Below are 13653 nucleotides of genomic sequence, written 5' to 3' on the forward strand. Positions count from 1 at the left end.
AAAAATGCGTATTAGTACTCAAATGATGTATGAGCAAAGCATGCGCGGCGTGACGAACTCCCAAAGCCTCTGGCTCAGCTACGGCGAGCAGATGTCTACGGGGAAGCGTATCAACCGTCCGTCTGACGATCCGATTGCCGCTTCGCAGGCCGTTGTGCTCTCTCAGGCCCAAACGCAAAATAGCCAGTATGCGCTGGCGCGCTCCTTCGCTACGACGAAAGTTTCGCTGGAAGAAAACGTGTTATCGCAAGTGACAACCGCTATCCAGGCTGCTCAGGAAAAGATTGTCAATGCGGGCAACGGTACGTTAAGTGACGATGACCGCGCTTCGCTGGCAACGAACCTGCAAGGTATTCGCGATCAGCTCATGAACCTGGCTAACAGCACGGACGGTAACGGTCGCTATATTTTTTCCGGTTACAAAACCGAAGCGGCGGCTTTCGACCAGGCTACGGGTGATTATAAGGGCGGCGGAACGCCAATCAGCCAGCAGGTTGACTCTGCGCGCACGATGCAAATCAGCCATACGGGCACTGAAGTTTTCGATAGCTTCACCAGCAATGCGAAGCCAGAGCCAGATGGTAGTACGCCGGAAACGAATTTGTTCAAGATCCTCGACTCCGCAATTGAAGCGCTGAATAAGCCGATTGGCGATGACGAAACGAAGGCTGAAGCATTTACGGCGGCTATTGATAAAGCCAACCGTGGCCTGAGCAACTCCCTCAACAACGTGCTGACCGTTCGCGCGGACCTCGGCATCAAGCTGGACGAGCTGGGCAAGCTGGATTCTCTGGGTGAAGACCGCGCGCTGGGCCAGACTCAGCAGATGAGCGACCTGGTTGACGTAGACTGGAACTCGGTGATTTCGTCCTACACCATGCAGCAGGCGGCGTTGCAGGCCTCGTATAAAGCCTTTAGCGATATGCAGGGAATGTCTTTGTTCCAGATGAACAGATAAGACTCTGACCTGTTTGACATGTCTTGAAACTGGGCATGTTTTGACTGCCCAACCCGTCCGGGTTGGGCATTTTTTTTACACACTTTCTGCCTGAGCGGACACCACCCGGGCGCTTTCAATCACTCTGATAGCCAGCGCAATGGCACCACACAGGGTTGCCAGTGCTACCACGCCCGTCCAGCCTGCCAGCGTATAGATATTGCTGCCTAATGCCGAACCCAGCGCCATTCCGATGAAAATGACGGTAAATAGCAGGGCGTTAAGGCGCCCACGGGCCTGCGGCTCAAGGCTGTAGACCAGGTTCTGGTGCGCCACGAGGCTGGACTGCAAACCGAGATCGAAACCGACCGCGGAGAGGGCAATCAGGAGCAACTGGCCGTGTACACCCAGGGCTGGCATCAGGAACATCAGAGCAAACGAGAGGGTCACCAGCGCGGCACCCAGTTGGGTCACTTTACCGGCGCCCAGCTTATCGGCCAGACCGCCTGCCAGCGGTGCGGCCAGCGCGCCTGCGGCTCCGGCAATACCAAAACCACCCGCCACGGCGCTGCCAAGGTGATACCGTTCCAGCAGCATGACCGCCAGCGTCGACCAGAACGCACTAAAAGCGATCGACAGAAAACCCTGAGCCAGCGCAGCCCGACGCAGCGCCGGGTAGCGACGCCAGAGGTGTTCCATGGAGCGCATCAGTGCCGGGTAGCTCAGCGTGGAATGAACGGCGAAGCGGGGAAGTACGGCCCACATCACCACGCCGATAAAGGCAATGCTTGCGGCGGCCAGCTGATACATCACTCGCCAGCCAAAGGCTTCACCCACCACGCCGCTCACGGTTCTGGAGAGCAAAATCCCCAGCAGCAGGCCGGTCATCACCGTGCCGACTGTTTTTCCCTGTTTGCCTTCCGGCGCGAGGATCGCTGCGGCCGGGACAATATCCTGCGCCATGGTGGCGGCCATGCCAATCAGCAGGCTGGCGAGCAGCAGGGAGTGCAGTTGTCCGGTCAGGCTACAACTCAGCAGGAACAGCGCCAGAGCTGCACTTTTTATCAGGATCAACGTTCTGCGGTCATAACGATCGCCGAGCGGGAGCAGAAACAGGATACCTAAGGCATAACCCGCCTGGGTGAGCGTCGGGACCATGCCCATGCCTTCGATGCTCAGGTGCAGGTCTGAGCCCATCAGCGGCAGCAGAGGCTGGGCATAATAGATGGATGCCACGCTGAAGCCCGCACCGAGCGCCAGCATTAAGATTACCCAGCGGCTTACGGCCCGGGTGGCGGTTGTGTTCATAAGATGTTCCTTATTCGTCGTGTGCGGCTATTTTTTATCAGTACGCCTTGCGACGGTAGCGGGCGCGGTGGTAAAACGCTTATACGTGTAGCGTATAGGTGCAAATGATATGAAACGGACTGAGCGTATAGATCGTGTAGAACTGATGCGAACCTTTGTTCGCATTGTGGAGACGGGGTCCCTTTCTGCGGCGGCACGTCAGCTGGCAACAACCCAGGCCACGGTGAGCAGACGGTTGCAGTCGCTTGAGACCATGCTGGGCGTGCGTCTGATGCTGCGCACAACCCATATGACACGGCTGACCGATGACGGTGAACGTTGCTATCAGCATGCCAGACGGGTGATTGACAGCTGGCTGGCGCTGGAAGACGAGGTGGGGCAGACGGAAGATGAACCAGTCGGGGTGCTGAGGGTGCGCGCGCCTCACGCGTTTGGCCAGGATCAGCTACTAAAACCGTTAACCGAATTTTTGCAGCGCTATCCGCTACTCTCAATCGAATGGATGCTTAACGATCGCTCGGTTGATTTCCTCGGCGACAACCTTGACTGTGCTATTCGGGTGGGCGTGGAAGTCGATCCGGCAACCGTGTCTGTGCTACTGGCTGAAGTGCCGCGCTCTGTGGTAGCGTCACCGGCACTCCTTGCCCGTTTTCCCGCGGTTAACACGCCGGACGATCTGCAACATCTCCCCTGGATTGCAATCAGCTCTTTTTATCAACGCCATGTGGAACTCTTCCACGAGGCAACACCCACCCCGGCGAGAGTTACCATTACGCCACGCCTGAGTACCGACAGCCTGTATGTAGCGCGCAATACGGCACTCACCGGGCTAGGCGTGGCGGTGGTATCCAGCTGGACGGTACAGGATGATATTCGGGAAGGGCGACTGGTGCATTTACTGCCAGAGTGGCAGCCAGCAGCGCTACCGGTACATCTGGTTTATCCCTGGTCACGCTATTATCCGGCGCGCTTGCGGCGTTTTCTGGAGCTGATGCGGCAGATAATGCCGGAGGTCACCGGTATGAGAAAGCCCCTGCAACAGCCATAAAAAAGCCGACCCGAAGGTCGGCTTTCAGTCTTAGCGTGCGTTATTCAACAGGCTGAGGACGAGTAGCTGGGGCAGTAGCCATGTGCGTCGCACTGTGACCACCGGCAGCACCTTTACCTTCGAAGTTGAATTCCGGACGAACCCAGTCACTATGGCGTGGTGCTTCAGGCACGTACTCAGGTGCCGGGGCACGAGTCATTGGCGCGGTAGCAATGTGAGCAGGCGCTACAGCTTCAACGATCTCAACCGGCTCAGATTTCACTTCAGGCGCTTTGACCTCTTCGACAACAGGTTCAACCTGAATCTCGACGTCCTGAACAACCTCTTCCGTCACCGTTTCGACGGCAACGTCTGCGGGCTCTTCTGCTGCGGATACAGGCTTAGCGTCTTCCGCGACTTCTTCAGCCACCACGGTATCTTCTTCGGCAATGATCTGCGGTGCGGCATCAACCGGCGCAGCAATCACTTCAGGATGGGTCGTTTCCACTTCCACAGCCTGCGGCGGCGCTGTTTCAACAACCTGCGGTTCGACCACGGTTGCCGCTTCAGTCACGACGTCTTCCACCGCGACGACCGGTGCAATCACCTCTTCGGTAACAGCCTGTTCTTCAACAGCCTGCTCCGGACGTGCAACCGGATAACGGATCCAGACTTTACCGGATGCCATCTCAGGTGACGCGCACGCCACGGTTATTGGCATTGGAGACTGGGTCGGGTAACGCTCGTCACGATAACGACGGCGACGCTGACCGCTCACGCGCAGATGGCGTGGAGAACGGCGGGAGCGACGCGGCATACCTGCGTTATCACGGTTTTCGCTGCTTTCGTCCTGCTCAACCTGATTTTCCACTACGGCTGGCAGGTCAACTTTCGCAACCTGAGTACCCGTTGTGCTTTCAACCGCTTCAACCGCGATAACGTCGTTTTCTTCGGCCTGAACAACACCCACACGTACTTTCTGGGTCAGCTGGCGCTGCTTACGACGCGGCATAACCTGAGTACGCTCTTCCTGCTCAGTGTCCTGCTGTTCTACAGGCGCTTCGCGATTCAGGTTTTTGACTTCCTGCTGAGCCTGGCGTTTGTCATCGTTACGACGACGGTTACGCTCGCGGCGAGGCTGCTGCTCGTCACGCTGTTTGCTCTTCTCGGACTCATCGCCCGCCTGCTGGCGAATCTCACGATCTTCAACGTTCTGCTGTTGCTTCTCGCGACGGTTGCGACGGTTGTCCTCGCGCTGTTCACGACCTTCGTTGTTATCGGAACGATTATCACGGCGCTCATTACGATCGCCACGGTCGTTGCGGTCGCGACGGTTGTTCTGACGCTTACGACGGTCCTGCTGACGCTCTGGTTTCGCTTCTTTTGGCGCTTCTTTCGGCTCCTCAGGCTGAACTTCTTCGGCGGCAAACATTTTTTTCAGCGCACCGATGATGCGGCTCAGGAGACCAGGCTGCTCAGGCTGCGCTTTTGGCGCGGCAGGAGCCACTTTCTGCACAGCAGGTTTTTCCGCTGGTTTTTCCAACGTCGCTTCTGGCGGTGCTTCCGGCATGATGAAGGTCGCTAAAGCTGGCTGCTCAGGCAGTTTACGCTCGGCAGGCTCTTCATCAGACGGCAGCGCCATTTCTTCTTCATGCAGCTTCGGCAGCAGGTAGCTGAGGGTGCTTGTCTCTTCGCCTTTGCGCACGCGCAGCACGTGATAGTGCGGGGTTTGCATCTCGTCGTTTGGCACGATGATGCAGCGAACGCCGCCCTGACGCGCTTCGATTGCGCTCACCGCTGCACGTTTTTCGTTCAGCAGGTAGGAGGCAATCGGCACTGGAACAATAGCGTGAACCTCTTTGGTGTTCTCTTTCAGCGCTTCTTCTTCAATCAGACGCAGAATAGAGAGGGAGAGAGATTCATTGTCACGCACGGTACCTGTACCGGAACAGCGCGGGCAGACGTGATGGCTGGACTCACCCAGAGACGGGCTGAGGCGCTGACGGGACATCTCCAGCAGGCCAAAGCGAGAAATATGGCTGATCTGGATACGCGCGCGATCCTGGCGCACCGCTTCACGCAGACGGTTTTCAACCGCACGCTGGTGGCGAACCGGGGTCATGTCGATAAAGTCGATAACGATCAGACCACCCAGGTCGCGCAGGCGGAGCTGGCGGGCGATTTCATCAGCGGCTTCAAGGTTGGTGTTGAAGGCGGTCTCTTCGATGTCGCCGCCGCGAGTTGCTCGCGCGGAGTTGATGTCGATGGCGGTCAACGCTTCGGTGGTATCGATAACGATAGAACCGCCGGACGGCAGACGCACTTCACGCTGGAAGGCAGACTCGATCTGGGATTCAATCTGATAATGGCTGAACAGCGGGATTTCACCAGTGTACAGTTTAATTTTGCTGGTGAAATCCGGGCGACCCAGTGCGGCGATGTGCTGGCGAGCCAGCTCAAGCACTTTCGGGTTATCAATCAGAATTTCACCGATGTCCTGACGCAGATAATCACGGAAGGCACGCACGATGACGTTGCTTTCCTGGTGGATCAGGAACGGCGCAGCACGGCTTTCTGCCGCTTTCTTGATGGCTTCCCAATGTTTCAGGCGGAAGCTCAGGTCCCACTGCAACGCTTCGGCAGATTTGCCAACGCCTGCGGTGCGCACGATAAGGCCCATGCCGTCTGGCAGTTCAAGACTTGCCAGTGCTTCTTTCAGCTCGGTACGGTCATCGCCTTCGATACGGCGAGAGATGCCACCCGCACGCGGGTTGTTTGGCATCAATACCAGATAGCTTCCTGCCAGACTGATAAAGGTGGTCAGCGCGGCGCCTTTGTTGCCACGCTCTTCTTTATCGATCTGGACGATAACTTCCTGACCTTCACGCAGAACATCTTTGATGTTCGGACGGCCATGGGAGTTGTAGTTTGCAGGAAAATATTCGCGGGCGATTTCTTTGAGAGGAAGGAAACCGTGACGCTCAGCACCGTAATCGACAAATGCAGCTTCAAGGCTTGGTTCAATGCGGGTGATTTTGCCTTTGTAAATGTTCGCTTTTTTCTGTTCGTGTCCAGGACTTTCGATATCCAGATCGTACAGGCGCTGCCCATCCACAAGGGCGACACGCAACTCTTCTTGCTGAGTTGCGTTGATTAACATTCTTTTCATCGTAACTTACTCGTTATTCTTACATTGACGACAAAGCTGCGGGCAAGGTGACGCTTTCCGGGGTATGAACCGATGGCCTCGTGTCTATTCACGTCGCCAACCTCACGGTTGTCGCTCGCTTAAGAGGCGCAGAGTGTCGGTTGCCTGTATTTCATAGGGAAACACAGCGCAATTATCAGGGGAATTGCCTGGGAAAACTCTCCAGAGAACAATCCTTATACCGGGAAGTACTGCAACCCGCAGCCCGCTAACTGCCTGAAAGATCAATACGTCTTACGCCATTGCTGCGTGGATGATCGGTCAGACAAAATTGGTCATTCCGTCGACATCCTTACAAAACCCGGATTTAACGCGGAAAACGGATTCATTATTCCACTGCTCGCCGGGTTATAGCAAGATGACTTTTACCAATTATCACCCGGTTACTCACAGTTTCTTCACTTCAACGGGGTGATTGGTTTAATAACCACCAAATCGATTGCGCGAAAGGGGAGTGGTCCGGATAAAAGTAAATATAAGCATAGAAAAATGAGTGGCGCTAATGTCAGACGCTATTTAGAATCGCCAACCATGAAAACAGAGACTCCAGCCGTAAAAATGGTTGCCATCGCCGACGACGAGGCGGGGCAACGTATCGATAATTTTTTGCGCACCCAATTGAAGGGTGTGCCAAAAAGTATGATTTATCGCATCTTGCGTAAGGGTGAGGTGCGGGTGAACAAAAAACGTGTGAAGCCCGAGTACAAGCTCGTGGCGGGCGATGAAGTCCGCATTCCACCGGTACGTGTTGCAGAGCGTGAAGAAGAGGTCGTTTCTCCGAAGCTGCAAAAAGTCGCGGCTTTGAGCGACGTTATCCTTTATGAGGACGACCACATTCTGGTGCTGAATAAACCGTCCGGAACGGCGGTACACGGGGGGAGCGGTCTGAGCTTCGGCGTGATCGAAGGTTTACGTGCGCTGCGCCCGGAAGCGCGTTTCCTCGAACTGGTTCACCGTCTTGACCGTGATACCTCAGGCGTGCTGTTGGTGGCGAAAAAACGTTCTGCACTGCGTTCCCTGCATGAACAGCTGCGCGAAAAAGGGATGCAGAAAGATTATCTGGCGCTGGTGCGCGGCCAGTGGCAGTCCCACGTGAAAGTGGTGCAGGCGCCGCTGCTGAAAAATATTCTGCAAAGCGGTGAGCGCATTGTTCGTGTAAATCAGGAAGGGAAACCGTCTGAGACGCGATTTAAAGTAGAAGAGCGCTACGAATTTGCAACGCTGGTGCGCTGTAGTCCGGTGACGGGGCGTACTCACCAGATTCGCGTCCATACCCAGTTTGCAGGCCATCCGATTGCGTTCGACGATCGCTATGGCGATCGCGAGTTTGATAAGCAGTTGGCGGGTACGGGGCTGTCGCGTCTGTTCCTGCATGCGGCAGCGCTGAAGTTTACCCATCCTAATACCGGTGAAGTTATCCGTATTGAAGCGCCGCTGGATGATCAGTTGAAACGCTGCCTGAAAGTTCTGCGCGGCTGATTATGTGCCGGGTGGCGCTGCGCTTACCCGGCCTACGAAACCCGTAGGCCCATACAAGCGAAGCGCTGCTGGGCAAAAATCACATCGTCAGCGGATTACACTCTTCTCGCCTTAACATCTGGCAGAGCGCAATCAGCGGCAACCCCACCAGCGTGTTGGGATCCCGCCCGTCCAGCTTGTCGAACAGTGCAATTCCCAGTCCTTCACTTTTGAAACTCCCTGCGCAGTTCAGAGGACGTTCCCGACGCACGTAATCCATAATCTCCTCCTCGCTGAGATGACGGAAGTGCACATCAAATGGCTCGCACTCGGTTTGCAGATGACCGGAGGCGGAATTATAAAGCGCCAGGCCGGTATAAAAGGTCACGATACTGCCTCGCGCACGCAAAAGCTGCTGGCAGGCGTTTTCTTCCGTATGCGGTTTACCGGTGATTTCGCCGCCCAGCACACAAACCTGATCGGAGCCTATAATCAGATGAGCGGGGTAACGTACGGCCAGCGACTGTGCTTTCTCTTTCGCGAGACGGGTCACCAGATGACGCGGTGACTCGCCCGGCTGTGGCGTTTCATCCACCTCCGGCGCGGCGCATTCAAACGGGATCCCGAGCTTTTCCAGCAGCATTCGGCGATAAGGTGAAGTGGAAGCAAGGACGAGATTTGGCATATTTTTATCACCAGATATAGCGTATCGATGCCAGCCATTTTAAACTACAGGCCGCAATGTGTGCGAATAATTGGCAAAAGGCAGCTCTGGTTGCCTTTTTCTTTGACTCTATGACGTTACAAAGTTAATATGCGCGCCCTATGCAAAAGGTAAAATTACCCCTGACTCTTGATCCGGTTCGTACGGCTCAAAAACGCCTCGATTACGAAGGAATCTATTCTTCCGATCAGGCTGAGCGTATTGCCGAATCTGTAGTCAGTGTGGACAGTGATGTAGAGTGCTCCATGTCGTTCGCTATCGACAACCAGCGCCTCGCCGTTTTAACCGGTGATGCAAAGGTGACGGTAACGCTCGAATGTCAGCGCTGCGGGAAACCGTTTGTACAGCATGTTCACACAACGTATTGTTTCAGTCCGGTTCGTTCTGACGAACAGGCTGAAGCACTCCCGGAAGCGTATGAACCGATTGAGGTTAACGAATTCGGTGAAATCGATCTTCTGGCGCTGGTTGAAGATGAAGTCATCCTCTCCCTGCCAGTCGTTCCGGTGCATGATTCTGAACACTGTGAAGTGTCCGAGGCGGACATGGTCTTTGGGGAACTGCCTGATGAAGCGCAAAAACCAAATCCATTTGCCGTATTAGCCAGCTTAAAGCGTAAGTAATTGAGGAGTAAGGTCCATGGCCGTACAACAGAATAAACCAACCCGTTCCAAACGTGGCATGCGTCGTTCCCATGACGCGCTGACCGCAGTTACCAGCCTGTCTGTAGACAAGACTTCTGGTGAGAAACACCTGCGTCACCACATCACCGCTGACGGTTTCTACCGCGGCCGCAAGGTTATCACTAAGTAATCACGCGTCAGCGTGATTAGGCTTAGTGAGGAACTTCCCCGTGAAAACGGGGAGTTTACCGAACCAGGCTGCGACGATACCTTGACACGTCTAACCCTGGCGTTAGATGTCATGGGGGGAGATTTTGGCCCTACCGTGACAGTGCCTGCAGCATTGCAGGCACTGAATTCTAATTCGCAACTCACACTTCTTTTAGTCGGTAATCCCGACACAATCACGCCATTACTTGCAAAAGCTGACTTTGAACAACGTTCGCGTCTGCAGATTATTCCTGCGCAGTCAGTTATTGCCAGTGATGCCCGGCCATCGCAGGCTATTCGTAATAGCCGCGGCAGCTCTATGCGCATGGCGCTGGAGCTGGTGAAAGAAGGGCGAGCGCAGGCTTGCGTCAGCGCGGGAAATACTGGCGCGCTGATGGGACTGTCGAAATTATTGCTCAAGCCGATTGAGGGCATTGAGCGTCCGGCGCTGGTGACGGTGTTACCGCATCAGCAGAAGGGCAAAACGGTGGTGCTCGATCTGGGCGCTAACGTAGATTGTGATAGTACAATGCTGGCTCAGTTTGCCGTGATGGGGTCGGTGCTGGCAGAAGACGTGGTCGGGATTACCAATCCCCGCGTTGCGTTATTGAATATTGGTGAAGAAGAGACCAAAGGCCTGGACAGTATCCGCGACGCTGCGGAAATACTCAAACAGGTTCCCTCCATCAACTATATTGGTTATCTCGAAGCCAATGAGTTGCTGACGGGCAAAACGGATGTATTAGTGTGTGATGGCTTCACCGGAAACGTGACGTTGAAGACCATGGAAGGGGTCGTACGAATGTTCCTTTCTCTGCTGAAATCGCAGGGAGAAGGTAAAAAAAGGTCCTGGTGGCTGATTTTATTAAAGCGTTGGTTACAAAAAAGCCTGACGCGGCGATTCAGTCACCTCAACCCCGACCAGTATAATGGCGCCTGTCTGTTAGGATTGCGCGGCATCGTGATTAAGAGTCATGGCGCCGCCAATCAGCGAGCATTTACCGTCGCGATTGAACAGGCAGTGCAGGCGGTGCAGCGACAAGTCCCTCAGAGGATTGCCGCTCGCCTGGGATCTGTATTAGCTAAAAGTGACTGAGCGTACATGTATACGAAGATTTTAGGTACCGGCAGCTACCTGCCAAAACAAGTGCGTACCAACGCCGATCTTGAAAAAATGGTAGATACGTCTGACGAGTGGATTGTCACGCGCACAGGTATCCGTGAACGTCGTATCGCCGCGCCAGACGAAACTGTGTCCACCATGGGCTACGAAGCCGCTCAGCGAGCGCTTGAGATGGCTGGCATTGATAAAGAACAGATCGGGCTTATTGTGGTGGCGACAACATCTGCCACGCATGCCTTCCCAAGCGCAGCGTGCCAGGTGCAGAACATGCTCGGCATCAAAGGCTGCCCGGCATTTGATGTTGCAGCGGCGTGCGCGGGTTTCACCTATGCGCTGAGCATCGCCGATCAGTATGTTAAATCGGGTGCCGTAAAATATGCGCTGGTGATCGGTGCTGATGTGCTGGCGCGTACCTGCGATCCAACCGATCGCGGCACAATCATTATTTTTGGCGATGGCGCGGGCGCGGTGCTGCTGGGGCAGTCCGAAGAACCAGGCATCATCTCCACGCACCTGCACGCTGACGGTCGCTACGGCGAGCTGTTAACGCTGCCTAACGCCGATCGCGTTAATCCGGACAGTTCGATTTACCTGACAATGGCGGGTAATGAAGTGTTCAAGGTGGCCGTGACCGAACTCGCTCACATTGTTGATGAGACGCTGGAAGCGAACAATCTGGATCGCGCCGCACTCGACTGGCTGGTACCGCATCAGGCTAACCTGCGTATTATCAGCGCGACGGCGAAGAAGTTGGGCATGTCTATGGATAACGTTGTGGTGACGCTTGATCGCCACGGCAACACCTCTGCGGCATCGGTACCGTGCGCATTTGACGAAGCGGTACGCGATGGACGAATTAAACGGGGCCAACTGGTCTTGCTTGAAGCCTTTGGTGGTGGGTTCACCTGGGGTTCCGCGCTGGTTCGTTTCTAGGATAAGGATTAAAAAATGACGCAATTTGCTTTTGTGTTCCCGGGACAGGGCTCACAAACTGTTGGGATGTTGTCTGAAATGGCAGCAAACTATCCGGTTATTGAAGAGACTTTCCGTGAAGCTTCTGACGCGCTGGGTTATGATCTGTGGGCGCTGACCCAGCAGGGCCCAGCTGAAGAGCTTAACAAAACCTGGCAGACTCAACCGGCACTGCTGGCAGCCTCCGTCGCATTGTGGCGCGTATGGCAGCAGCAGGGCGGCAAAACGCCGGCGCTGATGGCGGGTCATAGCCTGGGTGAATACTCTGCGCTGGTCTGCGCAGGGGTGATTGCCTTCGCTGACGCGGTCCGTCTGGTTGAATTGCGTGGTAAGTTTATGCAGGAAGCGGTGCCAGAAGGCACGGGCGGCATGTCTGCCATCATCGGTCTGGATGATGCTTCTATTGCTAAAGCCTGTGAAGAATCTGCTGAAGGTCAGGTCGTTTCTCCGGTAAACTTTAACTCGCCAGGCCAGGTAGTTATCGCGGGTCATAAAGAAGCGGTTGAGCGTGCAGGCGCTGCCTGTAAAGCTGCGGGTGCAAAACGTGCACTGCCGCTGCCGGTGAGCGTGCCGTCTCACTGTGCGCTGATGAAGCCCGCTGCCGATAAGCTGGCGGTTGAGCTGGAAAAAATGACCTTTAACGCACCGACGATTTCCGTTGTGAATAACGTCGATGTGAAGTGCGAAACCGCGCCGGAGGCTATCCGTAACGCGCTGGTTCGCCAGCTCTATAGCCCAGTTCAGTGGACCAAAACCGTTGAATTTATGGCGTCTCAGGGCGTTGAACATCTGTATGAAGTCGGTCCAGGTAAGGTACTTACCGGTCTGACAAAACGTATTGTAGACACCCTGACTGCCTCGGCGATTAACGAGCCGGAAGCAATGAAAGCGGCACTCTCGCAATAAAAGAGGAATACCATGAGTTTTGAAGGAAAAATTGCCCTGGTGACCGGCGCAAGCCGCGGTATCGGGCGTGCTATTGCTGAAACACTGGTTGCGCGCGGCGCGACGGTGATCGGGACTGCGACCAGCGAGAATGGCGCACAGGCCATCAGCGAGTATCTGGGTGCGAACGGCAAAGGTCTGGTACTGAATGTGACTGAACCAGCATCTATCGAATCTGTTCTGGAAAATATTCGCGCAGAGTTTGGCGAAGTGGATATTCTGGTCAATAATGCCGGGATCACTCGCGACAACCTGTTGATGCGAATGAAAGATGATGAGTGGAACGATATTATCGAAACCAACCTGTCATCGGTATTCCGTCTGTCAAAAGCGGTAATGCGCGCTATGATGAAAAAGCGTCATGGACGTATTATCACTGTAGGTTCTGTGGTTGGTACCATGGGAAATGCTGGTCAGGCTAACTACGCTGCGGCGAAAGCAGGTCTGATCGGTTTCAGTAAGTCGCTGGCGCGCGAAGTCGCGTCCCGCGGAATTACTGTAAACGTTGTTGCTCCGGGCTTTATTGAAACGGACATGACGCGTGCGCTGACCGATGATCAGCGTGCGGGTACGCTGGCGGCAGTTCCAGCGGGTCGTCTTGGCGACCCTAAAGAAATCGCCAGCGCGGTTGCATTTTTAGCCTCTGACGAAGCGGGTTACATCACTGGTGAAACCCTCCACGTCAACGGCGGGATGTACATGGTTTAATCACGATCGAAAATATTTGCGTTATTTGGGCAAATGGCCTCAAAATAACGTAAAATCGTGGTAAGACCTGCCGGGATTTAGTTGCAAATTTTTCAACATTTTATACACTACGAAAACCATCGCGAAAGCGAGTTTTGATAGGAAATTTAAGAGTATGAGCACTATCGAAGAACGCGTTAAGAAAATTATCGGCGAACAGCTGGGCGTTAAGCAGGAAGAAGTTGTGAACTCCGCTTCCTTTGTTGAAGACCTGGGCGCAGATTCTCTTGACACCGTTGAGCTGGTAATGGCTCTGGAAGAAGAGTTTGATACTGAGATTCCGGACGAAGAAGCTGAGAAAATCACCACCGTTCAGGCTGCCATTGATTACATCAACGGTCACCAGGCGTAAGTGAACATCTCCAGGCGGT

The 13653-nt window shown here is 54.7% G+C and carries 13 protein-coding genes; 10 read left to right on the top strand and 3 right to left on the bottom strand.

Annotated features, from left to right (window positions below):
• The first annotated feature begins 4 nt into the window (after positions 1–4).
• Positions 5–958, top strand: coding sequence for a flagellar hook-associated protein FlgL (gene flgL / locus ACQG0S_RS08185; protein ID WP_022647731.1), 954 nt, complete (start codon positions 5–7; stop codon positions 956–958).
• Positions 959–1033: 75 nt separating this feature from the next.
• On the opposite strand, the gene ACQG0S_RS08190 is transcribed toward flgL, so the two are convergent.
• On the bottom strand, positions 1034–2245 hold the full coding sequence (locus ACQG0S_RS08190) for an MFS transporter (protein ID WP_048966506.1): 1212 nt from the start codon (positions 2243–2245) through the stop codon (positions 1034–1036).
• Between the two features lie 109 nt (positions 2246–2354).
• On the opposite strand from ACQG0S_RS08190, the gene ACQG0S_RS08195 reads away from it, so the two are divergent.
• Entirely contained in the window at positions 2355–3293 is a 939-nt protein-coding gene (locus ACQG0S_RS08195; protein ID WP_048966505.1) for a LysR family transcriptional regulator, read from the top strand.
• A gap of 40 nt (positions 3294–3333) precedes the next feature.
• Here the strand turns inward: ACQG0S_RS08195 and rne are convergent, their stop codons facing one another.
• Entirely contained in the window at positions 3334–6441 is a 3108-nt protein-coding gene (gene rne / locus ACQG0S_RS08200; protein ID WP_048966504.1) for a ribonuclease E, read from the bottom strand.
• Between the two features lie 570 nt (positions 6442–7011).
• On the opposite strand from rne, the gene rluC reads away from it, so the two are divergent.
• Positions 7012–7959, top strand: a complete 948-nt coding sequence (rluC, locus tag ACQG0S_RS08205; RefSeq protein ID WP_072202596.1) for a 23S rRNA pseudouridine(955/2504/2580) synthase RluC — start codon at positions 7012–7014, stop codon at positions 7957–7959.
• Positions 7960–8038: 79 nt separating this feature from the next.
• Here the strand turns inward: rluC and ACQG0S_RS08210 are convergent, their stop codons facing one another.
• Complete coding sequence (locus ACQG0S_RS08210) at positions 8039–8623, bottom strand: Maf family protein (RefSeq protein ID WP_032624478.1); 585 nt, start codon at positions 8621–8623, stop codon at positions 8039–8041.
• A 140-nt stretch (positions 8624–8763) separates the two neighbouring features.
• Between ACQG0S_RS08210 and yceD the strand changes: the two genes are divergently transcribed.
• The 7 genes from yceD (at position 8764) to acpP (ending at position 13634) form a co-directional block, all read left to right on the top strand.
• Positions 8764–9285, top strand: coding sequence for a 23S rRNA accumulation protein YceD (gene yceD, locus ACQG0S_RS08215; protein WP_003857966.1), 522 nt, complete (start codon positions 8764–8766; stop codon positions 9283–9285).
• A gap of 16 nt (positions 9286–9301) precedes the next feature.
• Positions 9302–9475 carry a 50S ribosomal protein L32 gene (gene rpmF, locus ACQG0S_RS08220; RefSeq protein WP_003857964.1) on the top strand — a complete coding sequence of 58 codons (174 nt, stop codon included), beginning with the start codon at positions 9302–9304 and terminating at the stop codon, positions 9473–9475.
• Positions 9476–9556: 81 nt separating this feature from the next.
• A complete protein-coding gene (gene plsX, locus ACQG0S_RS08225) occupies positions 9557–10591 on the top strand; it encodes a phosphate acyltransferase PlsX (protein ID WP_152811225.1) in 1035 nt (344 codons plus the stop codon).
• A gap of 6 nt (positions 10592–10597) precedes the next feature.
• The gene (locus ACQG0S_RS08230) at positions 10598–11551 is read left to right on the top strand and encodes a beta-ketoacyl-ACP synthase III (protein ID WP_003857960.1); all 954 of its coding nucleotides are present in this window, start codon (positions 10598–10600) and stop codon (positions 11549–11551) included.
• A 15-nt stretch (positions 11552–11566) separates the two neighbouring features.
• On the top strand, positions 11567–12496 hold the full coding sequence (fabD, locus tag ACQG0S_RS08235) for an ACP S-malonyltransferase (protein ID WP_022647738.1): 930 nt from the start codon (positions 11567–11569) through the stop codon (positions 12494–12496).
• Between the two features lie 12 nt (positions 12497–12508).
• A complete protein-coding gene (fabG, locus tag ACQG0S_RS08240; RefSeq protein WP_022647739.1) occupies positions 12509–13243 on the top strand; it encodes a 3-oxoacyl-ACP reductase FabG in 735 nt (244 codons plus the stop codon).
• Between the two features lie 154 nt (positions 13244–13397).
• Entirely contained in the window at positions 13398–13634 is a 237-nt protein-coding gene (gene acpP, locus ACQG0S_RS08245; protein WP_003857954.1) for an acyl carrier protein, read from the top strand.
• The last annotated feature ends 19 nt before the right edge of the window (positions 13635–13653 follow it).

It is taken from the genome of Enterobacter cloacae complex sp. 418I7 (assembly GCF_050030705.1).
Lineage (GTDB): Bacteria > Pseudomonadota > Gammaproteobacteria > Enterobacterales > Enterobacteriaceae > Enterobacter > Enterobacter intestinihominis.

Coding starts and splice junctions, on each gene's coding strand:
- flgL (WP_022647731.1), top strand. CDS start 5: ATGCGTATTAGTACTCAAATGATGTATGAGCAAAGCATGCGCGGCGTG.
- ACQG0S_RS08190 (WP_048966506.1), bottom strand. CDS start 2,245: ATGAACACAACCGCCACCCGGGCCGTAAGCCGCTGGGTAATCTTAATG.
- ACQG0S_RS08195 (WP_048966505.1), top strand. CDS start 2,355: ATGAAACGGACTGAGCGTATAGATCGTGTAGAACTGATGCGAACCTTT.
- rne (WP_048966504.1), bottom strand. CDS start 6,441: ATGAAAAGAATGTTAATCAACGCAACTCAGCAAGAAGAGTTGCGTGTC.
- rluC (WP_072202596.1), top strand. CDS start 7,012: ATGAAAACAGAGACTCCAGCCGTAAAAATGGTTGCCATCGCCGACGAC.
- ACQG0S_RS08210 (WP_032624478.1), bottom strand. CDS start 8,623: ATGCCAAATCTCGTCCTTGCTTCCACTTCACCTTATCGCCGAATGCTG.
- yceD (WP_003857966.1), top strand. CDS start 8,764: ATGCAAAAGGTAAAATTACCCCTGACTCTTGATCCGGTTCGTACGGCT.
- rpmF (WP_003857964.1), top strand. CDS start 9,302: ATGGCCGTACAACAGAATAAACCAACCCGTTCCAAACGTGGCATGCGT.
- ACQG0S_RS08230 (WP_003857960.1), top strand. CDS start 10,598: ATGTATACGAAGATTTTAGGTACCGGCAGCTACCTGCCAAAACAAGTG.
- fabD (WP_022647738.1), top strand. CDS start 11,567: ATGACGCAATTTGCTTTTGTGTTCCCGGGACAGGGCTCACAAACTGTT.
- fabG (WP_022647739.1), top strand. CDS start 12,509: ATGAGTTTTGAAGGAAAAATTGCCCTGGTGACCGGCGCAAGCCGCGGT.
- acpP (WP_003857954.1), top strand. CDS start 13,398: ATGAGCACTATCGAAGAACGCGTTAAGAAAATTATCGGCGAACAGCTG.